At 39.5% G+C, this 25,349-nt stretch carries 26 protein-coding genes and 1 tRNA gene; 16 read left to right on the top strand and 11 right to left on the bottom strand.

Annotated features, from left to right (window positions below; genetic code table 11):
• Positions 1-155: 155 nt before the first annotated feature.
• A complete protein-coding gene (gltX, locus tag Q0058_RS11770) occupies positions 156-1,661 on the top strand; it encodes a glutamate--tRNA ligase (RefSeq protein WP_298224163.1) in 1,506 nt (501 codons plus the stop codon).
• A gap of 40 nt (positions 1,662-1,701) precedes the next feature.
• Here gltX and Q0058_RS11765 read toward each other — a convergent pair whose 3' ends face one another.
• The 6 genes from Q0058_RS11765 to Q0058_RS11740 all read right to left on the bottom strand — a co-directional run bounded on the left by Q0058_RS11765 (position 1,702) and on the right by Q0058_RS11740 (position 6,771).
• A complete protein-coding gene (locus tag Q0058_RS11765) occupies positions 1,702-2,682 on the bottom strand; it encodes a hypothetical protein (protein ID WP_298224161.1) in 981 nt (326 codons plus the stop codon).
• 17 nt (positions 2,683-2,699) lie between these two features.
• Positions 2,700-3,359, bottom strand: coding sequence for a PorT family protein (locus tag Q0058_RS11760; protein WP_298224159.1), 660 nt, complete (start codon positions 3,357-3,359; stop codon positions 2,700-2,702).
• Positions 3,360-3,426: 67 nt separating this feature from the next.
• Positions 3,427-3,681: a DUF6327 family protein gene (locus Q0058_RS11755; RefSeq protein ID WP_298224157.1), complete on the bottom strand. Its 255-nt coding sequence runs from the start codon at positions 3,679-3,681 to the stop codon at positions 3,427-3,429.
• A 2-nt stretch (positions 3,682-3,683) separates the two neighbouring features.
• Positions 3,684-4,034: a competence protein gene (locus Q0058_RS11750; RefSeq protein WP_298224155.1), complete on the bottom strand. Its 351-nt coding sequence runs from the start codon at positions 4,032-4,034 to the stop codon at positions 3,684-3,686.
• 4 nt (positions 4,035-4,038) lie between these two features.
• Positions 4,039-4,368 (bottom strand): YtxH domain-containing protein, encoded by a 330-nt coding sequence (locus Q0058_RS11745; protein WP_298224153.1) that lies wholly within the window; start codon positions 4,366-4,368, stop codon positions 4,039-4,041.
• 300 nt (positions 4,369-4,668) lie between these two features.
• Positions 4,669-6,771 carry a glutamine--tRNA ligase/YqeY domain fusion protein gene (locus tag Q0058_RS11740; protein ID WP_298224150.1) on the bottom strand — a complete coding sequence of 701 codons (2,103 nt, stop codon included), beginning with the start codon at positions 6,769-6,771 and terminating at the stop codon, positions 4,669-4,671.
• 168 nt (positions 6,772-6,939) lie between these two features.
• Between Q0058_RS11740 and folB the strand changes: the two genes are divergently transcribed.
• The 3 genes from folB (at position 6,940) to Q0058_RS11725 (ending at position 7,986) form a co-directional block, all read left to right on the top strand.
• A complete protein-coding gene (folB, locus tag Q0058_RS11735) occupies positions 6,940-7,299 on the top strand; it encodes a dihydroneopterin aldolase (protein WP_298224148.1) in 360 nt (119 codons plus the stop codon).
• An 81-nt stretch (positions 7,300-7,380) separates the two neighbouring features.
• Positions 7,381-7,451: transfer RNA gene (locus Q0058_RS11730), tRNA-Cys, on the top strand.
• A gap of 160 nt (positions 7,452-7,611) precedes the next feature.
• Positions 7,612-7,986 (top strand): hypothetical protein, encoded by a 375-nt coding sequence (locus Q0058_RS11725; RefSeq protein WP_298224146.1) that lies wholly within the window; start codon positions 7,612-7,614, stop codon positions 7,984-7,986.
• A gap of 81 nt (positions 7,987-8,067) precedes the next feature.
• Here the strand turns inward: Q0058_RS11725 and Q0058_RS11720 are convergent, their stop codons facing one another.
• Genes Q0058_RS11720 through rnr form a run of 3 tightly spaced genes read right to left on the bottom strand, consistent with a single transcriptional unit; the run spans position 8,068 to position 11,627 of the window.
• Complete coding sequence (locus Q0058_RS11720) at positions 8,068-8,742, bottom strand: LysE family transporter (RefSeq protein WP_298224144.1); 675 nt, start codon at positions 8,740-8,742, stop codon at positions 8,068-8,070.
• 36 nt (positions 8,743-8,778) lie between these two features.
• On the bottom strand, positions 8,779-9,444 hold the full coding sequence (locus Q0058_RS11715; RefSeq protein ID WP_298224142.1) for a head GIN domain-containing protein: 666 nt from the start codon (positions 9,442-9,444) through the stop codon (positions 8,779-8,781).
• A complete protein-coding gene (gene rnr, locus Q0058_RS11710) occupies positions 9,441-11,627 on the bottom strand; it encodes a ribonuclease R (RefSeq protein WP_298224140.1) in 2,187 nt (728 codons plus the stop codon). The genes Q0058_RS11715 and rnr overlap by 4 nt, the downstream gene beginning before the upstream one ends.
• Before the next feature lie 109 nt (positions 11,628-11,736).
• Between rnr and Q0058_RS11705 the strand changes: the two genes are divergently transcribed.
• From Q0058_RS11705 to Q0058_RS11690, 4 genes are all read left to right on the top strand, one after another.
• Complete coding sequence (locus tag Q0058_RS11705) at positions 11,737-11,970, top strand: DUF2007 domain-containing protein (protein ID WP_298224138.1); 234 nt, start codon at positions 11,737-11,739, stop codon at positions 11,968-11,970.
• A 637-nt stretch (positions 11,971-12,607) separates the two neighbouring features.
• Positions 12,608-13,036 carry a ribose 5-phosphate isomerase B gene (gene rpiB / locus Q0058_RS11700; protein WP_298224136.1) on the top strand — a complete coding sequence of 143 codons (429 nt, stop codon included), beginning with the start codon at positions 12,608-12,610 and terminating at the stop codon, positions 13,034-13,036.
• A gap of 3 nt (positions 13,037-13,039) precedes the next feature.
• Positions 13,040-13,954: a cation diffusion facilitator family transporter gene (locus Q0058_RS11695; RefSeq protein WP_298224135.1), complete on the top strand. Its 915-nt coding sequence runs from the start codon at positions 13,040-13,042 to the stop codon at positions 13,952-13,954.
• An 18-nt stretch (positions 13,955-13,972) separates the two neighbouring features.
• On the top strand, positions 13,973-16,147 hold the full coding sequence (locus Q0058_RS11690; RefSeq protein ID WP_298224133.1) for a Tex family protein: 2,175 nt from the start codon (positions 13,973-13,975) through the stop codon (positions 16,145-16,147).
• Here Q0058_RS11690 and tatA read toward each other — a convergent pair.
• On the bottom strand, positions 16,130-16,303 hold the full coding sequence (gene tatA / locus Q0058_RS11685; RefSeq protein ID WP_298224131.1) for a twin-arginine translocase TatA/TatE family subunit: 174 nt from the start codon (positions 16,301-16,303) through the stop codon (positions 16,130-16,132). The genes Q0058_RS11690 and tatA overlap by 18 nt on opposite strands.
• 192 nt (positions 16,304-16,495) lie before the next feature.
• On the opposite strand from tatA, the gene Q0058_RS11680 reads away from it, so the two are divergent.
• The 8 genes from Q0058_RS11680 (at position 16,496) to rfbD (ending at position 24,822) form a co-directional block, all read left to right on the top strand.
• On the top strand, positions 16,496-17,365 hold the full coding sequence (locus tag Q0058_RS11680) for a M23 family metallopeptidase (RefSeq protein ID WP_298224129.1): 870 nt from the start codon (positions 16,496-16,498) through the stop codon (positions 17,363-17,365).
• 6 nt (positions 17,366-17,371) lie between these two features.
• Positions 17,372-18,862: a GH3 auxin-responsive promoter family protein gene (locus tag Q0058_RS11675; protein ID WP_298224127.1), complete on the top strand. Its 1,491-nt coding sequence runs from the start codon at positions 17,372-17,374 to the stop codon at positions 18,860-18,862.
• Between the two features lies 1 nt (position 18,863).
• Complete coding sequence (locus Q0058_RS11670; protein WP_298224125.1) at positions 18,864-19,745, top strand: carboxypeptidase-like regulatory domain-containing protein; 882 nt, start codon at positions 18,864-18,866, stop codon at positions 19,743-19,745.
• A gap of 127 nt (positions 19,746-19,872) precedes the next feature.
• Entirely contained in the window at positions 19,873-21,564 is a 1,692-nt protein-coding gene (locus Q0058_RS11665; protein WP_298224123.1) for a hypothetical protein, read from the top strand.
• 10 nt (positions 21,565-21,574) lie between these two features.
• The gene (locus Q0058_RS11660; protein ID WP_298224122.1) at positions 21,575-22,564 is read left to right on the top strand and encodes a hypothetical protein; all 990 of its coding nucleotides are present in this window, start codon (positions 21,575-21,577) and stop codon (positions 22,562-22,564) included.
• A gap of 4 nt (positions 22,565-22,568) precedes the next feature.
• Positions 22,569-23,426 carry a glucose-1-phosphate thymidylyltransferase RfbA gene (gene rfbA, locus Q0058_RS11655; protein WP_298224120.1) on the top strand — a complete coding sequence of 286 codons (858 nt, stop codon included), beginning with the start codon at positions 22,569-22,571 and terminating at the stop codon, positions 23,424-23,426.
• A gap of 2 nt (positions 23,427-23,428) precedes the next feature.
• Complete coding sequence (gene rfbC / locus Q0058_RS11650) at positions 23,429-23,980, top strand: dTDP-4-dehydrorhamnose 3,5-epimerase (protein ID WP_298224119.1); 552 nt, start codon at positions 23,429-23,431, stop codon at positions 23,978-23,980.
• Complete coding sequence (rfbD, locus tag Q0058_RS11645; RefSeq protein WP_298224117.1) at positions 23,974-24,822, top strand: dTDP-4-dehydrorhamnose reductase; 849 nt, start codon at positions 23,974-23,976, stop codon at positions 24,820-24,822. Before rfbC ends, rfbD begins: the two co-directional genes overlap by 7 nt.
• A gap of 54 nt (positions 24,823-24,876) precedes the next feature.
• Here rfbD and Q0058_RS11640 read toward each other — a convergent pair.
• On the bottom strand, positions 24,877-25,349 hold a 473-nt coding region (locus Q0058_RS11640), incomplete at its 5' end, for a T9SS type A sorting domain-containing protein (protein ID WP_298224115.1).

Genomic DNA, 25,349 nt, shown 5'->3' with positions numbered 1-25,349 from the left:
GGGCGCTTGTTTTTTTATTATAACCGCTAAAAGTACGATTTTATCTGAATTGCAAAACGTTAAAAAAATTCCAAAGTTTCTAAGCTTCAAATCGATGCTAAAAATGTAAAAAACCGACAGGCTAACTTAGTATCTTTGCACAAAATTTTTACAAAATGTCGAAACCAGTTCGCGTGCGCTTTGCACCCAGTCCGACGGGACCTTTACACATTGGCGGAGTTCGTACCGCACTATTCAATTACTTGTTTGCAAAAAAACATAGCGGTGTTTTCTATCTTAGGATTGAAGACACTGACCAGAACCGTTTCGTTCCCGGAGCGGAACAATATATTTTTGAAGCCTTGGAATGGCTTGGAATTTCTCCTAGTGAAACCGTCGGCAAAAACGAAAAATTCGGTCCTTACCGACAATCCGAAAGAAAATATTTATACAGACAATACGCGGATCAACTGATTGATTCAGGCAATGCTTACTATGCTTTCGATACGGCCGAAGCTTTGGATTTCCATAGAAAACAGCACGAAGAGCAAGGCAAAACGTTCATCTACAATTGGCACAACCGCGAAAAACTCGATACTTCGTTGGTACTTTCAAAAGAGGAAACCGACAAGAGAATTGCTGAAGGTGAAGATTTCGTCATCCGTTTTAAAACGCCTGTGAACGAAACTTTGCATTTGCACGACATTATACGCGGCGACATACAATTTGAAACCAATCTTTTGGACGACAAAGTGCTGTTCAAAAGCGACGGCATGCCAACGTATCATTTGGCTAATATTGTTGATGATCATTTGATGGAAACTTCGCATGTTATTCGTGGTGAGGAATGGTTGCCCTCAATGCCTTTGCACGTTTTATTATACCGTTCTTTCGGTTGGGAAGCGCCTGAATTCGCGCATTTACCATTGATACTGAAACCTGTAGGCAACGGAAAATTATCCAAACGCGATGGCGATAAATTAGGGTTTCCTGTATTTCCTCTTGAATGGAAAACCGAAGAAGGCATTTCGTCTGGTTACAGAGAAAAAGGATTTTTTCCAGAAGCGGTTATCAATTTCTTAGCTTTATTAGGCTGGAATGACGGCACCGATAAAGAATTATTTTCATTAGATGAATTGGTTGAAGCGTTCGACCTAAACCGCGTGCACAAATCTGGAGCCAAGTTCGACCCTGAAAAAAACAAATGGTTCAACCACCAATACTTGCAAAAGCAAAGCAATGCTAATTTAGCAAAAGATTTTACGGTTATCTTAAATGAAAAAGGAATTTCCGTAGCCGAAGACAAACTTGAAGTCTTAATTTCATTGATAAAAGAACGCGCCCATTTTGTATCAGAATTCTGGGAACTCAGCGATTTCTTTTTGCAGGCTCCAACTTCTTATGATGAAAAGGCAGCCAAAAACTGGAATGCTGACACACCAAGATTATTACAGGAATTGATTTCCGTGATGGAAAACATCGGTGAATTTACTTCCTCAAATGTTGAAATGATCGTCAAAGACTGGATGACGAAAAACGAAATCGGCATGGGGAAAGTCATGCAGCCGTTCCGTTTGAGTTTGGTCGGTGCGCTTAAAGGCCCGCATCTGTTCGATATTGTAGAATGGATTGGTAAAGCAGAAACCATCAAGCGTTTGGAAAAAGCTATCGCAACTTTATAAAATAAAAAAGCTCCCGAATTGGGAGCTTTTTTTATCGATGCTATAATTTTATGCACCAGTATTCACCGCCGCCGCCGCCAAGTTTTTTATCTGACGTAAAAACTATTTTAGTATCATATTTCTTTCCGGTCTCAGGTATTACCAGAATGGTGTGAGTCATGTTATTGTCTTCAAGATAAATGGTGCCATTGTGAATACTTTTGATTTTATATTTCGGGCTGTTGTCCTTTGTCTTGACTTCGACGAAACCATCATTTATGATGTAAGTTCCTTTAATAGGCAACGTTCTCTTTGACCCTTGGAATTCCGTGGTCATCGATTCGAACTTATAGGTGCCATTATATTGCGCTGAATTATCTGTGTTTGTAGCTGTTTTCGTCAGATCATCAGCTTTTGTAACCGTTTCTAGGGGTTCACTATTACACTTTGAATAGGTTGGACTTCTGAAAAGCAAGATCATCTTACCATTTCCCTCTTCATATTTTTCAACGAATTTGGCGGCTCTTTTTGATGTGTTTTCTAAATTCATATAATCCGATTCATACGAATTCATTCTTGTCTTAAGTTCAGGACAGTGCGAGAAATGTTGTTTTAAAATCGCTTCAGTATCGTCTCTTTTATCCGTACTTGAAAATTTTAATGTTTCTATCACGGTGTTATTCGCATCGATAATGTAAGAGAAATATTTTCTATACGTTTTATAAATTCCAATATAACTGACGAGTTTCTTATCCGGCAATTCCGCCAAGATAAAACAAGGTCTCGGTTCTTTATCTAAGTTAAAAGTTTCAATGCGATATTTTCCAATGGCGGCCGACGTTATTTTGTCTAAATTGATAGTATGTGTTTTATCGCTGCCGGGTTCTTGGTATTTGAATTTTTCAAGCGAAGCATACAATTCAACTGTGCTGTTATCTACAATTATTTTCTCTCCATCTTTGTTGATAATAAAACCTTCCTGAGAAGTTGCGCCGTTAAACCATAGCGCAAAAAAGACTAAACTTAAAAAGTTGATTTTCATAAATGTCCTATAATAAATTACAAACTAATTAAAATCTGTCCGCCTAGTAATCCAATATTACCTTTGAATTTATTTCCGCCATTCAAAGCCTTCAAATCGTCGTCTTTGTTGAGTTTGTTCATAAAATTGTTCATGCCGTATTGGTAGAAAATTACAGCTTTGACCACTTTGCTTCCGGCGGTTATCCCGAAATACAGATTGCCATTGATTGTAGTAACATCAACAATATCTTCCGTTTTTAAAAGCGTTCCGGTCAGAAGATTGTCTTCCTTTCCGGATTGAACCTTGAGTTTTCCGTTGACTTGCAATACGGGTCCGAAATCGACGGCGAAGTAATCTTCAACAATATTATAACTCAATACTAATCGAACCTGAACACCCGAAACGGTATATTTCACATCTTCTTTTTTGCCTAATTTGCTTAAAGTTTCCAGAGAAAAACTGTTGTTGATGAACTGCATTCCGTAGGTCATACTGAAATCATTGTAATAATTTCCGCGCACCGACAAGCCGCCCATGAATCCCATTTCTGGTTTCGCTTTGAAGTTGCTTGACAATAAGGTCATTTGAGAAATACCCGCTGAAATTCCGATTCGGTTTCCATCTTTATTTCGGTATTGTGCACTGGTTTGAAAACTAGCTATGATTACAGCTAATATGATTAGAATCTTTTTCATAAACGATTATTTATAGTCGCTAAAATACTTTGTTTAATCGTATTTAACGAACATTTTTAGGCTTAAATTATCGATCCTTCCATTTTTTGAACAACCATTTGGCCAAATAAGGAAGCGCCATATTGAGAATGGAAAGATAAGATTCTGATAAAATGGTTTTGTACGAACCAAGGAAATTCTTCACGATGCCCTGCGGTGTAAAACTTTCTCTGGTGTTCTGAATGCTCAGCACAAGCTTTTGGTATTGGATATCCTTTTCAAGTTTGAGGATTTCCAAGTCGCGGTCGATTTCAGCGTAAGAGGAATATTTTTTGGCTTCCATAATCAGTCGTTAAAAAAGATTTCTGAAAAGTTCTGCATAATCTTACCCTCGACGATTTTATCTTTAATCAAAAATAAAAGCCCCGTGAAAACGGCATAAACGCCCGCCACTATTAGGAATCCCAAAGCGTAACTGTCTAAAGCTTTACCAATGGCAAAGGCAGCTGCAAACGAACCAAACAGCAAAACCATGCTAAAGCACAACAGGATTAAAGTAAATTTGAGCATCATCGTAGTCGATTTCATCGCCACTTTGAATCCCCATAATTTATAATACGCGACACTACTTTCGATGTAAGCCTGCGCCTGATCCTGAATGTCTTCGGTTTGTTCTTTTAATTCGTCAAAAGCCATCGCGTTATTTTTGAAGTTTGGCGTTCTGTTTTTTGAGGTCGGCCAATTTGGTTTCCAAAAAAGAAATGACGTCTTCGGTTTTGTGGCTCATGTTAGAAACCAAATCATCATAAGTTTCCTCAAGATCGAATTTGGCATCAGCTATTTTTTCTTTGACGTCTTCGGTCGCGTGATCGAATTTATCTTTCAAATTATTTTGGGCATCGTCAAAACCGTCTTTAATTTTCGATCTGGTTTTGGAACCTTTATCGGGCGCAAACAAAATTCCGGCAACAGCTCCTAAAGCCGCTCCGATTAAAAGTGCCACTACGGTATTTCCTGTTTTATTTGACATGATTCTATAGATTTAAAATTTCACTTAGTTAAAGGTACGACTTTATTAACAACTACCGGTTAACAACACTCAAAAGTACGTTTTAGATGGTCGAAATTTAAAATAAAGCGCGTGATTAGCTTCTTTTGTCGACAAATGACCAAGAACTTGTTTTTATTAAAAAATGGCTTTAGAGCCAATTTAAAAGCGCTATTTTTAATAGTCTTTCGCAATAATAATTTAAAAAATAATAGTTATTTATAATAATAAGAAAAGCGCCTGAAATGAGACGCTTTTGATAGTTTAAAATAATAGTTGCTTTTAGGATAAAATCGAATGCAAAACCAAAAGCACCGATTCGTTTTTTTCCGAATTTTTCAAATCGATTATTTGCGATTTTATATTTTCAAAATTAATCGGATCATTTTTTAAATTATTGATGGTTTCCAAACGCACAAAAGCAGATTCGCTTTTCATCGACATCGAATATAATTTGTGAATGGTTTCGGTATCAAAATCTGATGGTTTTATTTTGTCGGAATGTTTCAACAGGAAGTTGGCAAACAAGAGCGAACTTTTATTATTGTTGATATTTTTCTTCAACGCATTTTGCAATAAGCTGAAATTCGCAATCGACTGGATACTTTCGCTGATCATTTTCTCGACGGCGTTTCTCTCTTCCGGAGTTTCAACTTTGAAATATTTATTGATTTCCTTCAACGAATTGTTGATGCTGTTCTCGTCTTTTTTGCCTTTTTCTTCCCAGGCATCTTTAAGCCCGACCGTTTTATTGAACACCAAACCTTCGGCCACCGAATCTTTATCGACAGTAAAATAACCCAATCTCTGGAACTGGAATTTATCTTCAATCTGCGCGGTTTTCAGACTTGGCTCTACATAACCCGTAACGATTTTCAAAGAATCCGGATTGACAAACTCTAAAAAGTCTTTTTCTTTATGCGAATCTGGCGCTTCATCCACAAACAAACGGTCATACAAACGCACTTCGGCGGGAACCGCATGTTCAATCGAAACCCAATGCAATGTGCCGGAAACCTTTCGCTGACTGGCTTCAGAACCGCTTCCGCTCAAACTGTCAGTATCATAAGTCGCATTGATTTCCGTGATATTTCCAGCGACATCCTTCACGACGCTTTCGCCTTTGATGATGTAAGCATTTTTCAAACGTACTTCTTTTCCGATGCTCAAACGGAAAAATTTGGCAAGTGCTTCTTCTAAAAAGTCTTCCCTTTCGATATACAGTTCACGAGAAAATGGCACTTTACGGAAACCGGCATTGTCATCTTCCTGGTTGTTTTCGGCTTCAAGCCATTCGACATGCCCTTCGGGATAATTGGTAATGACCAACTTCACAGGATCTAAAACGGCCATGACTCTGGGCGCTGATTTATTAAGATCTTCACGAATGCAGAACTCAAGAACAGAAACATCAATCAGGTTATCGCGTTTGGCAATACCGATGATATTGGCAAAATTGCGGATCGAAGCCGGCGTATAACCGCGACGGCGCAAACCTGAAATCGTAGACATTCTCGGATCGTCCCAACCGTTTACGTAATTTTCTTTGACCAATTGCATCAGCTTTCTTTTGCTGACTACGGTGTGGCTTAAATTTCTTCTGGCAAATTCTCTTTGCTTAGGGCGTACTAGATTACTGTCATAAATCTGGTCTAAAAACCAATCGTATAATTCGCGGTGCGGTAAAAATTCGAGTGTACAGAACGAATGTGAAATTTGTTCTAAATAATCGCTTTCTCCATGCGCCCAGTCATACATAGGATAAATACACCAGGCATCACCGGTTCTGTGATGATGTTTATGAAGAATGCGGTACATGATTGGATCGCGCATCAGCATATTGGTCGATTTCATATCGATTTTAGCGCGCAAAATATGGGTGCCTTCTTCGAATTCGCCATTTTTCATTCTCTCGAATAAGTCTAAATTTTCTTCCACGGAGCGATTTCGATATGGACTGTCCGTTCCTGGAGTGGTTGGCGTTCCTTTTTGCATAGCCATGGCTTCCGAGCTTTGACTGTCAACATAAGCCTTCCCTTTTTTAATGAAGTCAACCGTCCAGTCGTACAACTGCTGAAAATAATCAGAAGCATAACGCTCTTCGGCCCATTGGTAACCAAGCCATTGCACATCGCGTTTGATTGCGTCTACGAATTCCTGCTCTTCTTTGGCGGGATTCGTATCATCAAAACGCAGGTTTACGGGCGCCTGATAATCGATGCCTAAACCAAAATTTAAAGCAATCGCGCTGGCGTGGCCAAGATGCAGGTAACCATTGGGCTCGGGAGGAAAACGAAAACGCAATTTGTCAGGCGACAAGCCGTTTTTGAGATCTTCCTCGATAATCTGCTCGATAAAATTCAGTGACTTTTCTTCAGTGGACATAATCAAAATTTAGTGTCGCAAAGTTATCAAAATTGTTGGCAATATGGTTATGTGTTGATTTGGTTATTTGCACTTATGATTATTTTGTACTTTTATCGAATAAACACTCGAGCATTTTAAAAATGCGAACAGACGAAGTAAATAACGACATTCACGAATAAACATACAATGGGAAATATCAAACTAAAAAACATCAGAACCTTCTCGTATCACGGTTGTTTAGTAGAAGAAGGAAAAATCGGGTCTGATTATGCCGTTGATCTGGAAATTAAAACCGATTTGAGAAAATCCTCGATCAGTGATAATTTAGAAGATACCGTAGATTATGTGTTGCTGAACCGCATCGTGGTCGAAGAAATGGCGATCCGTTCGAAATTATTGGAACATGTTGCGCATAGAATTATTACCAGAATTTTTAAGGAAATCCCATCGGTATCAAGAATTGTTCTGGCGGTTTCCAAAATCAATCCTCCGATTGGCGGTGATGTTGAAGCGGTTACGATTGAAATGGAAGAATACAGAAACTAGGATCATGGAATTTGCGAAGAATTTCAGCATTTAAAATTCAGAATTCAAAATAATTTATTAAGTTTGCCCACCAATATTAATGGCGTCGTGGCCGAGCGGCTAGGCTGGGCTCTGCAAAAGCTCCTACTCCGGTTCGAATCCGGACGATGCCTCTGAAACCTCTAAAGCAATTTAGAGGTTTTTTTGTGTCTTATTTTGAAGGTTAGGATAATGAAAATGAATTCTTAAACTAAGCGGATTCGCAATCACAATCTTAACACAAAAAAGAATATTTACTTCAAAGAAGGCGTACCTTTAATAAAAGTAAAAATCATGTCTGATCAAAAAACAAAACAATTCGGAGTCTGGATGGACTCTGTTCACGCAACGATTGTCGGTAAAGAAACCGATAACGATTCTTTTATAATCCTTGGGCATGTGAACAGTAGCGGGCCGAATCACAATCCGAACGAGAAAACCGCTCACAACAAAGAAATTGGTTTAACGCATAAGTTCTTCAAAGAAATTGCAGTTCTAATGCCGAATATCGATGAGATCCACATCATCGGAACAGGACAGGTTCAAGAACAGTTTATGAAATTCCTTGCCGATACGCCACAATATAAAAATGCCGTATCAAGCGAAAGTACTTCCAACAAAATGAGTGATGAAAACCTTATTTTATTCATCTCGAAACATTTCAACTAATAGAAATACGCTTATTGAAAAAGGCTGCAGACAATAACGTTTGCAGCTTTTTTTATGGAGCAAAAAAAGTTAAGATTGGATTTATTCGATTTTTTCCAGTGCTTTCTTTACCAATTTCTGGTCGCTAGGGAACCAACCCTGAAACATCAGCACCAGCCCGAAAATCACCAACAGGATGCTGATTACTTTCTTGATTTTTAAGATATTCGATGGTGTCATTTGGTTTCTAAGCTGTTTGGCTAAAAGTATTTTACCTATATCAACAATCAGATAAGTCAGTAAAACTGTAGAGAAAAAAGTGATCATTCTCATGGTATCCAACTCGAGTTTTGGTCCGATGGTAATGAGAATCATAAACCAAAACAAAAGCACGCCCACGTTGATGAAGTTCAGAAAAAAACCTTTGAAAAACAAACTTAGATAGTTCTTTTTGATGAGTTCTTCCACAGCGATTTCATCAATATTCTTGCTGACTTTTTTTAATTTTAGAAATGAAATAATGCCATAAGTAAGCATCATAATACCGCCAAAAATAAAGATTGCCGGATCGTTTTTGATGCTTTGAATCAATCGATAACTACTGAAATAAGCTACGGCTATAAAAAGTATATCAGCCAATACTACCCCAATATCAAACACAAATGCTGCCCTGAATCCTTTTACAGCGCTGGTTTCGAGCAATACAAAAAAAACAGGGCCTACCAGAAAACTTAGAAAAATACCCAACGGAATTCCGGTAATAATATCTTCAATCATCGATTGGTTTTTATGTAAAAATAGCAATAATTCTTTTTATTCTTCTTTTTCATAAATTTTTCCGCCGGCGATTACTTTCTGGTTGATGTCTTTAGGTTTTCCGTAAATGACGATATCACCACCAGCCCTGACTTTAGCATCAACAGAATCCGAAGCGTTGATTTCTGCGTCGCCGCCAGCATTTGCTGTAATGGTGGTATGCTTAGTCTTCAAATTTGAAGCATGGTAAATAGCGCCAGAATTGATCAAAACATCTTGTTGGGTTGCGGTTCCTTCAAGGTTTATTTTAGAGCCATTGCTAATTCTGGCTTGCAAATCCTCAACATCGAGCAGTAATTCAATCGTCGAACCTTCTTTTGCGATGATGTTAAAATCAGTTGCTTGAATAGCCGATTCACTCGCAATTCGAGAGCCTTCATTCGCTTCCACCGCATCGATTTTGCTGTAATAAACCGTTGCCGAAATATCGTCGCCTTTGAGTAATTTGGTCAGTGGCATCCGGATTTTGAGTTCTCCGTTTTTATTGATCAATTCAACTTCTTTAGAGCCTTTGCCATTCAAAATTACTTTATTTTCTTTTGATGGAACCAACATCACATCAATTTGGTCAAAAGCCGTTACTTTATTAAAATCGCCAACCTTTTTTTGTTGCGCCACCATGCCCAGCGTTGCGAAAAACAATGTTAAGAATCCTTTTTTCATACGGTATCATTTTTTCTGATGAAGTGAAAATCAAGTTGCTTTTTGACAAGATCCGCGTTTTTGACTTTGACAATCACTTCATCACCAAGTTGCAAAATATTTTTTGAAATCTCGCCAACCAACGCATACTGTTTATCATCAAACGTATAATAATCATCTTTTATTTCGCGGATTCTGCACATACCTTCGCATTTGTTTTCTACAATCTCCACATAAATTCCCCATTCTGTAACTCCGGAAATCACACCCAAGAATTCCTGGTCTTTGTGATCCTGCATGTATTTCACCTGCATGTATTTGATGCTGTCACGCTCGGCATTGGTCGCCAAACCTTCCATGCTTGAGGAATGTTCGCATTTTTCTTCATACAACTCTGCATCTACGGATTTTCCTCCATCGAGATAATACTGCAGCAAGCGGTGCACCATCACATCAGGATAACGTCGGATAGGCGAAGTGAAATGCGAATAATAATCGAAAGCCAAACCGTAATGTCCGATGTTATCTGTGGAATATTTGGCTTTACTCATACTTCGGATCGTCAGCGTATCAACGAGATTCTGTTCTTTTTTGCCGACGACATCGTTCAACAAATTGTTCAATGATTTTGAAATGTCCGCTTTCGATTTGAAATTAATACTGTAACCGAATTTAGAAATAATCGTTTGTAGGTTAATCAATTTATCTTCGTTAGGTTCGTCGTGAATCCTGTACACAAACGTTTTCTTTTGCTTTCCGATGAATTCCGCCACTTTTCTATTGGCAAGCAACATGAATTCCTCTATTAAATGATTGGCATCTTTCGAAATTTTGAAATAAACGCCCACCGGTTCAGCTTCTTCATTGAGGTTAAATTTCACTTCAACCTTATCAAACGAAATCGCGCCATTGGCCATTCGGTTTCTTCTCAAAATTTTGGCAAGTTCATCGAGTTTTAAAGTAGCTTCGACAATCGGAGCATCGACTTTATAAGCTTTTCCTGTGATGGAAGTTTCCGCGGGAATCGTATCGTCTTTGGTTTCTATGATATATTGTGCTTCCTCGTAGGCGAATCTTTGATCTGAAAAAATCACGGTTCTTCCGAACCATTGGTTCATCACCTGGGCTTTTTCATTGATTTCAAAAATGGCGGAAAAAGTATATTTTTCTTCTTGTGGACGTAACGAACAGGCAAAATTCGACAATACTTCAGGAAGCATCGGCACCACACGATCGACCAGATAAACGGAAGTCGCACGGTTGTAGGCTTCATCGTCAAGTATCGTTCCTTCCTGAAGATAATAAGAAACGTCGGCAATATGGATTCCGATTTCGTAGTTGCCGTTATCTAATTTTTTAAATGAAAGCGCGTCGTCAAAATCTTTGGCATCTTTCGGGTCGATCGTGAAGGTCAGCGTATCGCGCATGTCACGACGGTTTTTGATTTCACTTTCCTGAATCGAGGTGTCAATTTTTTGCGCATACAATTCGACGTCAATCGGAAAATCATAAGGCAATCCGTACTCGGCCAAAATCGCATGGATTTCGGTATCATGTTCGCCAGGTTTTCCTAAAACTTTAATGATAGAACCAAACGGACTGTCAGCTTTTTTAGGCCAATCTTCAATTCTTGCGATGACGACATCGCCTTGTTCGGCCTCGCCAATCTTATCTTTCGGGATGAAAATATCAGTATACATTTTAGCATTCGCGGTCGTCACGAAAGCAAAATTCTTCTGGATATCGATGACACCGACAAATTCTGATTTGGCACGTTCGAGTACTTCAATCACTTCACCTTCTGGTTTTTTACCGCGACGGCGATTATACACATAGACTTTTACTTTGTCTTTATCTAAAGCGTGGTTCAGGTTGTTGGTCGGGATGAAAACATCTTCTTCGAAATCCTCGCAGATGAAATAGGCGGTTTTTCTCGAGGTCATATCGATCGTGCCTTCGTAGTAATCCTGGCTGACGGCTTTGACTAAATATTTTCCGGGTTCTGATTCGACGATGACTTTCTGCGCGGCGAGAATCTTTAAATCTTTGATGATTTCATTCCTGCTTTTGGTATCGTCAAGTTCGAGGATTGCGGCTATTTGTTTGTAGTTGAAAGGTTTATTGGCGTTTTTGGACAATATCTTTAAAATTCTTTCGGAGAAGGTTTTCTCGCTTTTGCCAAATTTTTTAGGCTTCTTACTCATAGATCTTTTTCTTAAAGCTTGAAAATTACGAAATAGTTGCAAGTTATAAGTGATAAGTCTGGAGTTTTAATAGAAAACTAACATTTGATTATCTTTATAAAAAAAGATTATGGAGTTTGTTACCGTAGTCACTTTCAATTATTCGCACGAAATCACGATTCTAAAAACGATTTTAGATCATGAAGGAATTCCGTATCTGTTTCAGAATGAGAATCTGATTTCAATTGATTCTTTAGCAAGTATCGCTTATGGCGGTATTCAACTTAAAGTACATCCGAATGATATCAATAGCGTTCAAGAAATTATAGAAGAACTAAACCGGCCAAACCTAAATATCATTTGAAAGTTTTCAACAGCTATTAAAAACAAAAACAAAGAGAACGAATTTAAATTTAATTTATGATGGTTATTATAGCGTGTTAATAGTTACAATAACTTTCGTTTTAGAATGATGGTTTTGTACTTATCTTTTTTTATAACGATTTGTTAACATCAGTTTCAATAGATAAATGATTCATTTTTAAGTTAAATTGAAAAATAATCAACAGTTGTTGACAACAAAAAAAGAGGTTGTTTTGTAGATAAGTTGTTTGCGTTTTTTTGTTAACAACCGGCTAAATTTTACGCATAACTATTCCAAAAAAATGCCAAACTAAATTTGTTTTTTCGACTTACGTTTTGCATTACAATTTTAAAAGACACCACCAAGAAAAAGTTCTGATTTTCTATCTCAAGTTATAAACATTGGATGTTAAATTAAAGTAAACTGACTATCAAGCGTTTAAAAAAAACTATTAACATAACTTAAAATTAACTATTTATAAACGATAAAACAGCTGATTATTAAGACTTTATAAATATTCTAGAATGTTTTAGAATTTAATTTTTATTTCAATCGCTTTTCTTTGATAATGATAAGCAAAAAAGAATTACTTCACTAAGATTGATTAAATTTGCCCCACAACACAACAATAACGATTATGAAAATAGCCATAGGCAACGACCACGCCGGCCCCGAATATAAAAAAGCCATTCTCGAGATGCTTCGCGATAAAGGACATGAAGTGACCAATTACGGAACCGATACTTTTGACAGTGTCGATTATCCAGATTTCGGCCATCCGGTCGCGAATGATGTTTCTGAAGGTAAAGTAGATTTTGGCATTGTCATCTGCGGCAGCGGAAACGGCATCGCAATGACGGTGAACAAACATCCGAAAGTGCGAGCTGCTTTATGTTGGACCAAAGAAATTGCAAGCTTGGCACGCCAGCATAATGACGCTAATATTATCAGTATTCCGGCACGATTCACTTCGATTCCTCAAGCAGTTGACATGGTGGAAACTTTTATAAATACAACTTTCGAAGGCGGAAGACACGCCAACCGCGTCAACAAAATTTCCTGTTAATTTATGGCGCACCAGCACAATCACCACCATCATCATCATCATGAAGTAACCGATAAAAATCTCTCAGCCTCCATTTGGCTAAACATCGCGATTACTTTGGCACAGATTGTTGGCGGTTTTGTTTCGGGAAGTTTGGCTTTGATTTCCGATGCGCTGCACAATTTCAGTGATGTTTTGTCGCTCGTTTTAAGTCTGATTGCACATCGATTGTCAAAAAGAAAAGCCAATGCTAACAGTACTTTCGGTTATAAAAGAGCCGAGATTTTCGTGGCGTTTATCAATGCGGCTACGTTAATTATTGTCGCTATTTTTCTTGTCATTGAAGCCATCGAACGTTTTTCAAATCCGGTGCATATTGGTTCGGAATTGGTGATTGGGTTGTCTTTGCTGGGGATTTTATTCAACGGTTTTTCAGCGCTGCTGATTAAAAAAGATTCTGAGCATAACCTTAATATGAAATCGGCCTACATCCATTTGTTTACCGACATGCTCGCTTCTGTGGCGGTTTTAATCGGCGGGATTCTGATGTATTATTTCCAATGGTTCTGGATCGATAGCGTATTGACATTCCTGATTGCGCTTTATCTGATTTATATGAGTTTCGATATCTTGAAAACGTCGACAAAAATGTTGTTATTGTTCACGCCGCAACATCTTGAAATCGAAAAAATCGTTGAAACCGTCCATCAAAAAACAGGCATTCACCAATTGTATCACATTCATTTATGGCATCTTAATGACAACATTTTGCATTTTGAGGCGCACTTGGATTGCAAAGAAAATATGACGATTGTCGAATTCAACAAACTTGTCGACACGATTGAAGAAGTGCTTTTTCACGAATTCGAGATCAACCATTGCACAATCCAACCAGAATTTGGGAAGCAATGCACCAAAGACTACATTATCCAGGAATAAAATTTCCCAGTTTCCATCATGACAAACATCGATTTCATCAAACAGACTGTGGCGACCTCGGCCATCAATATTCAAAAAACCGTGCAATTATTAGACGAAGATTGTACGATTCCATTCATTGCGCGCTATCGGAAAGACCAAACCGGAAACCTAGACGAAGTTTTGATCGAACAGATTGCCAAACGCAACAAACAATACGACGAGATTATAAAACGCAAGGAAGCCATTTTGAAATCCATCGAAGAACAAAAAGCACTGACGCCCGAACTTGCCAAAAAAATCAACGACAGTTTTGATCTGCAGGAACTTGAGGATTTCTATTTGCCTTATAAAAAGAAAAAGAAAACCAAAGCCGATGTCGCGCGCGAAAACGGACTCGAGCCGCTCGCCAAAATCATCATGGCGCAAAACAACGACGACATTGATTTTATAGCCTCGCGTTACCTTAACGACAAAGTTGTCAACGAAGACGAAGCTTTACAAGGCGCCCGCGACATCATCGCCGAATGGATCAACGAAAACACTTATGTGCGCAAATTGCTCAGAAGGCTTTTTCAACGCACCGCAACCATCACGACCAAAGTCGTCAAGACTAAAAAAGAGGATGAAGCCGCGCAGAAATTCAATCAGTATTTCGAATGGTCTGAAAACGTTTCCAAAACGCCGGCGCACCGTTTGCTCGCTATGTTGCGTGCTGAAAATGAAGGTTTCATCAAGATTAAAGTCGAGATCGAACCTGAAGAAGCGATCACCACCATTGAAAATTCGATCATCAAAAAAAACAACGACAGTACGCCGCATTTGCAATTGGCGATAGAAGACAGTTACAAACGTTTGTTGGTTCCGGCCATTTCGAATGAAACTTTACAGGAAGCCAAAGCCAAAGCTGACGCGAATTCGATTCAGGTTTTTGCCACGAACTTGAGCCAGTTGTTGTTGGCGCCACCGTTGGGTGAAAAACGTATTCTTGCAATCGATCCCGGTTATCGAAGCGGCTGTAAAGTGGTTTGTCTCGATGAAAAAGGCGATCTGCTTTACAACGAAACCGTCTATCCGCATGCGCCACAACACGAAGATGCCATTGCGATGAAAAAAATCCGTTCGATGGTCAACGCCTATAAGATTGACGCGATTTCCATTGGCAACGGAACCGCTTCTCGCGAAACCGAATTCTTCATCAAGAAAATCGCTTTTGACAAACCAGTTCAGGTTTTTGTAGTGAGTGAAGCCGGAGCTTCAGTGTATTCCGCGTCTAAAATCGCACGTGAGGAATTCCCGAATTTCGATGTGACGGTTCGCGGTTCGGTTTCGATCGGTAGAAGGCTTTCTGATCCGCTAGCCGAACTCGTAAAAATTGACCCAAAAGCTATCGGAGTAGGACAATACCAGCACGATGTCGATCAGACCAAACTCAAAGAAGAACTTGACAATACCGTGATTCGTTGTGTAAATTCTGTCGGCATCAACATCAATACTGCAAGCAAATCATTATTGAGTTACGTCAGTGGAATAGGAGAGAAGCTTGCCGAAAACATCGTACAATATCGTCTGGAAAATGGTCCGTTTGAAGACCGGAAGCAACTTAAAAAAGTGCCGCGTCTCGGAGAAAAAGCCTATCAGCAAGGCGTCGCGTTTATCAGGATTGCGAATGCCAAAAACCCGCTCGACAATTCAGCGGTACATCCAGAAGCGTATCCGATTGTTGAAAAAATGGCCAAGGATTTAAAGGTTTCCGTCAACGAATTGATTGCCAATAAAGAAAAGACCGCGCAGATCAAACCCGAAAATTATGTCACGGCAGACATTGGGGTTTTAGGATTGAAAGACATTCTTAAGGAACTCGAAAAACCCGGACTTGATCCGAGACAATCCGCTAAAGTCTTTGAATTTGATGCCAATGTAAAATCAATCAAAGACCTTCGCACCGGAATGATCTTGCCGGGCATTGTCAATAACATCACGAACTTCGGTTGCTTTGTCGATATCGGCATTAAGGAAAGTGGGCTCGTGCATATATCGCAGCTCAAAGCCGGATTTGTTTCGGATGTCAATGAAGTCGTGAAACTGCACCAGCATGTTGAGGTCAAAGTCACCGATGTTGATGAAGAGCGTAAAAGAATTCAGTTATCAATGATTTTACAGCAAAAAAAAGTCCCGAAAACCGGGACATTTCTTTTATTTTGTTTCGTCTGATTTTTTCTCAGCCGATTGGTCGTCTTTAGCAGCGTTCTTGAATTCTTTGATTCCGCTTCCTAAGCCTTTCATCAATTCCGGGATTTTCTTACCTCCGAAAAGTAAAAGAACCACCAATAATATAATAAGGATTTCTGTAACACCTAATCTTCCCATGATGTAATAATTTGTTGCCGAAGCAAATTGGTAATAATATCGGGGCAAAGATAAATAGAAAATATCACAATTGTTTTCATTCCTTGGCAAATATTTATGATTTGGCTGCGTTAATGTTCCGGAGCTATTTTACTCCGCAAACCCTAAGGCTACACTAACATAATTTCTATATTTGTATCCTAAACTGAAAGCATGACCAAGAAAAGGCTCAAACGCCAGCTGATCAAGAAAAAATTATTCACCAAAAACCGTTTGGTGATCCTCAACGAAGAGTCGTTCGAGGAGATTTTTTCTTTAAGGCTGACCTTGATGAATGTGTTTGTGGTCGCTACGGTCGGCACGGTTTTGATCATCACGATGACGACTTTCATCATTGCCTTTACGCCGCTGCGGGAATTTATTCCGGGTTACGCTTCGGACAAACTTAAAAGAGACGCTACGGAATTGGCTTTGAAGTCAGATTCGCTCACGAATGCCGTGAAGAAAAACGAAGCTTACATCGCTTCCATTAAAAAAGTGCTCACGGGCGATCTTGAATTTGCCAAATACAGCAAAGATTCGATTTATGCCACTAAAGTGGAAACCAATGATAGCGAAGTAACGAAGCCTTCCGAAGCTGATTTAAAACTCCGCGAAGAAGTCGCGCATGAAGACAAATACAACCTTTTCGAAAAAGCGCAATCGAAAGTAAGTGTAGTACTTTTTCCGCCAGCGAAAGGATCAATTACCGAAAAGTTCAGTTCAAAAAATAAGCATTATGCCGTCGATGTCGCGCTCGCGAAAAACACGCCAATCAAAGCCATCTTAAACGGAACGGTCATTTTTGCCGACTGGACGCCTTCAACCGGAAACGTCATTATCATACGCCACAACAATGGGTTTATTTCAGTATACAAACACGCCGCTTCTTTAACCAAAGACCAAGGTGATGTCGTGCGAACTGGCGAAGTCATTGCGCTGGCAGGTTCAACAGGACAAGAATCAACCGGTGTGCATTTGCATTTCGAACTCTGGAAAGACGGCTACGCGATCGATCCGACGCAATTCATCGAATTTGAATAATCGACTATGTCTGTAAAAACTTTCGCCGCTAGATTATTTGCCCGATACATCGTCAACAAGACGCAACGTTGGGCGAACCATCCCATTGAAACGCAGCAGCAGGTTTTTAAGGATTTGATCCAACAAGCGAAAAACACCAAGTTCGGTATTGACCATCATTTTGCTGAGATTCATACTTATGAAGATTTTTCCAAACACGTTCCGATTCGCGATTATGAAGCCTTGAAAAGCTACGTCGATCTTGTCGTGAAAGGCGAAGAGGACATTCTTTGGCCAGAAAAACCGTTGTATTTTGCGAAAACTTCAGGAACGACTTCTGGCGCGAAATACATTCCACTAACGAAAGAATCGATGCCTTTTCATATCGAAGCGGCGCGCGATGCGATTTTGCATTACATACACGAAACCGGAAAAGCGGATTTTGTCGATGGCAAAATGATTTTCCTGCAAGGAAGCCCGATGCTCGAAGAAAAAAACGGCATCAAACTCGGAAGGTTGTCCGGAATCGTAGCGCATTTTGTTCCTAAATATTTACAGAAAAATCGCATGCCATCTTGGGAAACGAATTGCATTGAAGATTGGGAAACCAAAGTCGATGCGATTGTTGAAGAAACTTATTCTGAGCACATGACCGTGATTTCGGGAATTCCTTCATGGGTGCAGATGTATTTTGAAAAGCTACAGCAGAAAGCAGGAAAGTCGGTTGGTGACATTTTCAAAAATTTCAATTTGTTTATTTACGGCGGCGTGAATTACGAACCGTACCGCGCAAAATTTGAAAACCTGATTGGCAGAAAAGTCGACAGCATTGAATTGTTTCCGGCTTCTGAAGGTTTTTTCGCGTACCAGGATTCCCAAAAAGAAAAAGGAATGTTATTGCTTTTGAACTCGGGGATTTTTTATGAGTTCATCAAATCTGAGGAATTCTTCACCGAAAGCCCAAAACGCTATACGATTGGCGAAGTTGAAATTGGCGTGAATTACGTCTTAATCATTTCAACCAACGCCGGACTTTGGGGTTACAATATTGGCGACACGATTCAGTTCACTTCCACAAAACCATACCGCGTGATTGTTTCGGGAAGGATCAAACATTACATTTCGGCTTTTGGCGAACATGTCATCGGCAAAGAAGTCGAGCAGGCTTTACAGGAAGCGATTCTGGGAACCGAAATTCGAATCAATGAATTTACTGTGGCGCCTCAAATCACACCAACAGAAGGTTTGCCTTACCACGAATGGTTCATCGAGTTTGAAAATGCACCAGCGGACTTAAATATTTTCGCCGAAGCGATTGAGGCATCGATGCGAAAACAGAATGTCTATTACGACGACCTGATTGTCGGTAAAGTATTGCGGCGTTTGGTTGTCACGCCTGTAGCCAAAAACGGCTTTCAGGATTATATGAAATCGATCGGAAAACTCGGCGGACAGAATAAGATTCCGCGTTTGAGTAATGATAGAAATATCGTCAATGTGTTGAAAACCTCCCATTAAAATGAAACAAAACTTAAATGTATTATTAACTTTTTTGATCTGTATTTCTGTTTCAGCGCAAATCAAAGGCGTCGTCAAAGACAGCATCACCAAACAACCGATTCCGTTCGTCAACATTTCGGTGGAGAACGAAAATCTAGGCGCGACTTCTGAAGAAAACGGCGCGTTCAAAATACACGTTTCAGAGCAAAGCAAAAACCTGATTTTTTCAGCTTTGGGTTTCGAAAAGAAAAAAGTGGGCTTGGCAAAAACTGCTGAAGTCTATTTAAAACCAATGGCTTACCAACTCGATGAGGTGACCATCTCAAAACGATTTGAAACCCGCGAGAAAGAAATCGGCGAAACGGACAATCAGATTTTCCAGGCTTTTGACAACGGACCGAGAATCGACACAAAGTTTTTCCCATACTTTCCTTCTTACAAAAAAACAAAATTCATCAAACAAGTCATCATTTCAACCGACAGCCAGATTGATGACGCTACTTTTAAAATTCATTTTTACAGCGTCGGCGCCAGTGGTTTTCCGGGCGAAGAATTGCTGGCGAAAGATTTTATCGTCTCGGTAAGCAAAGGCGAAAAACGAACGAAATTCAGTGTGACCAAATTCAATCTAAGAATGCCCAAAGATGGCATTTTCGTCGGCTTTGAAAAACTGATTATTGAAAAGAACAAGGTAGAAAAAACCATCATCAATCCGAACACACAACAAACCCAAACCAAAATAACGTATTATCCTTTTGTGCTTTATGCCGCGATCGAAAGAGATTTTACCTTTGCGTATTCAGGCGGAAAATGGATCAAAAAAACCCAGCGCAATGCCGATAATGCAACCGATAAAATGATGGTCTATGAACCGGTAATCCGTCTGATGCTAACCAACTAAAAGATAAAAACCTTACATTTGCCGGTTAATAAATAACAATAATGTAAATTACGCGGTCGAAAATTGAAATATAAGGAAAAGAGACGGCCGAAAATGGACATCAAAAGATTAAAAAATATATACCTTAATGAAAGAAATTAAAAATATCGTACGATCAAGAGCACAGGAATCTTCAAGCGCTGTTGAGAAACTGTACATCACCATGCGCCATTTGTTCAACCGAGGCTTCTACAAACCGATGGGCGTCTCAGGAGAAACTTTGCGCGAGGCATTGTTGTCGCTTCGTCCGGAAATTTACGGAACTATTGCTGAAGAAAAAGTAGAACTTAGCGGACTTTTATATGTTATCGAAAGGCTGCCGATTGGAATTGAGCAATGCCGTTTCATCAACCTGACTTCGGATGAAGGCTATTCGAAATCGCATTTCAAAGCCATCATTCCGCCCAAAAGAAGAAGAAATTGTTACCGCATCGATGAGGAGCAAATGAATGTTGAAATCACCCGCGGACGTTCGGACATTTATGATATCCTGACGCACCTGACGTTTATTTTCATTGAATCACATAAAATCAAAGACCGTATTCTCATTGACGAAAGCGGCGAAGTGACACGCGATTGGCTTAAACTGGAACAAGCCGTGCTACAGAATAAAAAACTGACGCTCGAAGAGAAAGAAAAAACCATTTCGCATACCGCTAACATTCTCGGAAGAACCTTTGCCGAAGTATTGGATATTTACGATGCGTTCGGAATTGCCGAAAAACCAGACCGTTTCCTGCATGTCATTTATTGGTTAGGAAAACTGGCGCTTGAGGAAGTCATGGACAGCACCAAAAGAACCATCACGTTCAGCCCGATTTTAAGGGAACGTTTGGGGCACCACATCCACGGAGAAATCTGGGCGAACAACATCAAAGATGTGCTGATGCAAAACGGACTTTTAGACCGCCCGATTCATATCATCAGCGCGAACATGCACAGCGTGATGAATTCGATTTTCGCGACGCATGTGCTCAAAACCAAATTCAAAGACCAATCGGATTTCTTTATTTACGAAGAACTCAGCAAATCCGGTGCACACGAGGTTCGCGATAAGGTGACGGCTTTTGCCCATCAGCACGGAATGATTTCGCTTCCGGATACTTCGGGAACCAACATCGATGTGCAGATTTTCGATACCGCTAAAATCGACTGGAAAAAATCATCGTTCCCAAATGCTAAAATCGACGCACAACCACCAGTAATCATTGTGATGGATTATGCGTTTGGAGAACAGGCGTATGAAACCATCGATGAATTATTAAAACCTTATCAGGAAACCAAAATCAAGAAAGTATTTCTCAACGTCGAATCGGTTTCGATCATGGGAAAAGCCGGGATTTTGCAAGGTGGAAAAGGCGATATCATGATTCCTTCGGCGCACATTAACGAAGGAACTGGTGACAATTATCCTTTTGTGAACGAATTGACTGCAGCGATGCTCGACGGCAACGGCATTCCAGTTTTTGCCGGGCCGATGGTTACCGTTTTGGGAACTTCATTGCAGAATAAGGATTTGTTGAAATTTTTCCATGATTCCACCTGGGGCGTGATTGGTCTGGAAATGGAAGGCGCTTACTATCAGAAAGCGATTCAATCGGCATCGAAAATCAGAAAAAGCATCAATCCTGATGTGAAAGTGCGTTATGCCTATTACGCTTCGGATAATCCGTTAGAAACCGGAAGCACTTTGGCTTCAGGCGGATTGGGAACCACAGGTGTGAAACCCACTTATCTCATTACGATAAAAATATTAGAGCAAATATTCAACATAAAATAAACGCTACATTATGAGTACAAACGAAAAAAGGAATTCAGACGATCAGCAAATCGATTTGTTTTTAATTTCGGCTAAGATTGGAGAATTTTTTCAAGGCATCAACACGATGATTTTTAAGGCCATTCAATTTGTTTTAAAACACATTGTCATTCTTGGGATTTTATTTGTTATTGGTGTTGGTTTGGGGATGTATTTTGACAAAACCAACAAAGTTTATGACCATGAGATTATTGTTCAGCCCAATTTTGAAAGTACGGATTATTTGTATGCCAAAGTAGCCTTGTTGACCTCAAAAATAAAACAGAGAGACTCCGTTTTCTTAAAAGCGATAGGAATCAAGAATCCGTCAAAACTAGTAAAAATCGACATTGCGCCGGTGATTGACATCTATAAATTCATTAACTCCGGTGATAAGGACCGCAACGTACTCAATTTCGAGCTGTTGAAATTAATGGCCGATGACGGAGATTTGAAAAAGATTGTTGAAGAAAAAATGACCAGTAAAAATTATGCCTTTCATTTAATTTCGTTTACCACCAACAAACCCATAAACCTGAAAGAAATCATAGACCCGTTGATGGCCTATTTCAACAATAGTGTTTATTTTGAGCAGATGAAAAGCGTATACATCAAAAATGCAGAAACTAAAATTCTCAGAAATAACGAGATCATCGCACAAATTGATGGTTTTTTAAACGATTATGGTAAGTCCGAAGCCAGTGCGAAAAGTGACAAGCTGATCTATTACAATGAAAATACGCAATTGAATGCAGTGATCCAGACCAAAAACGAACTGATTTCAGAAAACGGCGGCTTGCGACTAGGTTTGGTCGGCACCGATAAAATCATTAAAACCAATAGCACGACCATCAATTTACTCAATACTAAATCTATAAACGGCAAACTGAAATTGATACTGCCCATACTGTTTATCGGACTTTATTTGTTGGCGTCTATATTTATCAGTTTCTATAAAACACAAGCAGCAAAAAATAAATAATCCCATGAAAGGAATCATTTTAGCCGGCGGTTCAGGCACCAGATTGCATCCATTGACACTGGCCGTAAGCAAGCAACTCATGCCGATTTACGACAAGCCGATGATTTATTATCCGCTTTCCACTTTATTGTGGTCAGGCATCAAAGAAATATTGATTATTTCCACGCCTCATGATTTACCATTATTCAGACAATTATTAGGCGATGGGCAAAAGTTAGGCTGCCGTTTCGAATATGCTGTTCAGGAAAACCCGAATGGTTTAGCGGAAGCATTCATCATTGGAAAGGAATTCATAGGAAACGATAAAGTAGCTTTGGTACTGGGCGATAATATTTTCTACGGTACTGGTTTGTCGGAATTGCTTTTGGCGAATAACAATCCTACAGGTGGAATCATTTATGCCTACCATGTGCAGGATCCGGAGCGTTACGGCGTGGTTGATTTTGATGCTGATGGCAATGTTTTGTCCATTGAAGAGAAACCCGAAAACCCCAAATCAAATTATGCGGTTCCCGGTATATACTTTTATGACAATGATGTAGTAGAAATTGCTGCCAATATCAAACCAAGCCACCGCGGCGAATTAGAAATCACCGACATCAATAAAGAATACCTCAAACGCGGAAAGCTCAAAGTAAGCATACTCGACAGAGGCACCGCTTGGCTCGACACCGGAACGTTTAATTCTTTGATGCAGGCCTCGCAGTTTGTTCAGGTGATTGAAGAGCGTCAGGGATTGAAAATAGGATCGATTGAGGAAGCAGCATTTAAAATGGGATTCATTGACGCCGCACAATTAAAATCATTAGCCCAGCCTTTGCTCAAAAGCGGATACGGAGCCCATTTGTTAAGCATTTTATAACCATGAATTTTATTGCCACCCCATTAAAAGGTTGTTATTGCATAGAACCTAAAATCTTTGATGATCATCGCGGTTATTTTATGGAAAGTTTTAATGAAAAAACCTTTCACGAAAAAACAGGTGAGCACATTCATTTCGTTCAGGACAACCAGTCTTTTTCATCAAAAGGCGTTCTAAGAGGATTGCATTATCAGGTGGGTGAGCACGCCCAATCCAAGCTGATACGCGTCTTGTCGGGTGAAATTCTCGATGTAGCCGTTGATCTCAGACCAGATTCGGAAACTTACGGCCAGCATCTGACCATCGTACTTTCCTCAGAAAATCAGAAACAACTTTTTGTTCCTAAAGGATTCGCACATGGTTTTTTGGTTTTGAGCGAAACGGCCACCATTTTCTACAAATGCGATAATTTTTACAATAAGGAATCCGAAGGCGGCATCATCTATAATGATCCTACACTTAACATCGAATGGCAGTTTGATGAAGCCGAGCTCATCATTTCCGAAAAAGACGCGATCCTGCCCACTTTCGAAAAAGCACGAAGCGCATGGTAGTCGTAGTTGTAGGGGCCAACGGCCAATTGGGGCAAGCGGTGCATTATATTGCATCCGATTATCCCGAAATACAATTTCATTTTCTTGGTTCAACGGCACTTGATATTGCTAAAATCGAAGACATCAAATCGGTTTGGAAAGCATTGAAACCCGATTTTTGCATCAATGCTGCGGCTTATACAGCTACCGATAAAGCCGAAACAGAAATTGAAAAAGCCCAATCGATTAATGTTGATGGCGCCAAGAATCTGGCCGAAGTTTGCCTACTTTTCAATACGACTTTATTACATATTTCTACTGATTTTGTTTTTGACGGAAATAAAAAAACGCCCTATCTAGAAACGGATGCCGCCGATCCTCAGAGTGTTTATGGAAAAACCAAACGCGAAGGAGAATTGGCCATAATCAAGACCATGAAAACCTATTTCATCATCAGAACTTCATGGCTCTATTCCCAATTTGGCAATAATTTTATGAAAACCATGCTACGACTGGCACAGGAAAGAAGTTCATTAAGTGTCGTTGATGACCAAATCGGAACACCAACGCACGCAGTAGATTTGGCAAAAATGCTGCTGACCATCATAAAAAGCAATAGTAAAAATTACGGAATTTATCATTTTAGCAACCAAGGCAACACGAGTTGGTATGGCTTTGCCAAAAAGATTTTCGAAGTGAATCATGTTTCAATAGCTTTATCACCCATCACAACGGCTCAATATCCGACGCCGGCCAAACGCCCTGAATACAGCGTTTTAGATAAGTCAAAAATAGAAAAGACATTTAAGCAAACAATAAAAAACTGGGATATTGCCTTAGAACAGTATACGAATGAAATATAAAAAAGGAGGAAATAATTTCCTCCTTTTTTATGCTCAAACAGTTTTACAATCTATTTATTGTTTGATAATTTTCAACGTCTGAACTTTTTCTTGATAAAACAACTGTAACAAATAAACTCCTGTCGGTAAATCCCTGAATTCAATATCATTGTTTAGAAGCTTATCTTTCTGAATCAGCTTTCCGTCAATCGAGAACACTTGGTAAGAAACTCCATTAATGTTGCCATTGATATGAATAACTTCCTCGAATGGATTAGGATAAACCGTAATGTTTTCAAAATCATTTTGATTGTTGTTTAAAGGATTGTCCACAGTAATTTCCACATCAAAAGAAGTTGAACCGCCGGAATTCATTGCAGTCACAGTATAAATTCCATTTGAAATTGCCGTTGGCGTTCCGAAGATTTCTCCGGTTGTTGTGTCGAAATTAAGTCCCAAAGGCAAAGCAGGTGAAACACTATAACTTGTCACCGTTCCGCCAGAAACGTTTGGAATTAAACTAACATTAGCTCCAATTGTAAATACAT

This window comes from Flavobacterium sp. (assembly GCF_027484705.1).
GTDB lineage: Bacteria > Bacteroidota > Bacteroidia > Flavobacteriales > Flavobacteriaceae > Flavobacterium.
The sequence above is the reverse complement of the archived record's forward strand: the minus strand, read 5'-3'. Positions and strand labels throughout refer to the sequence as shown.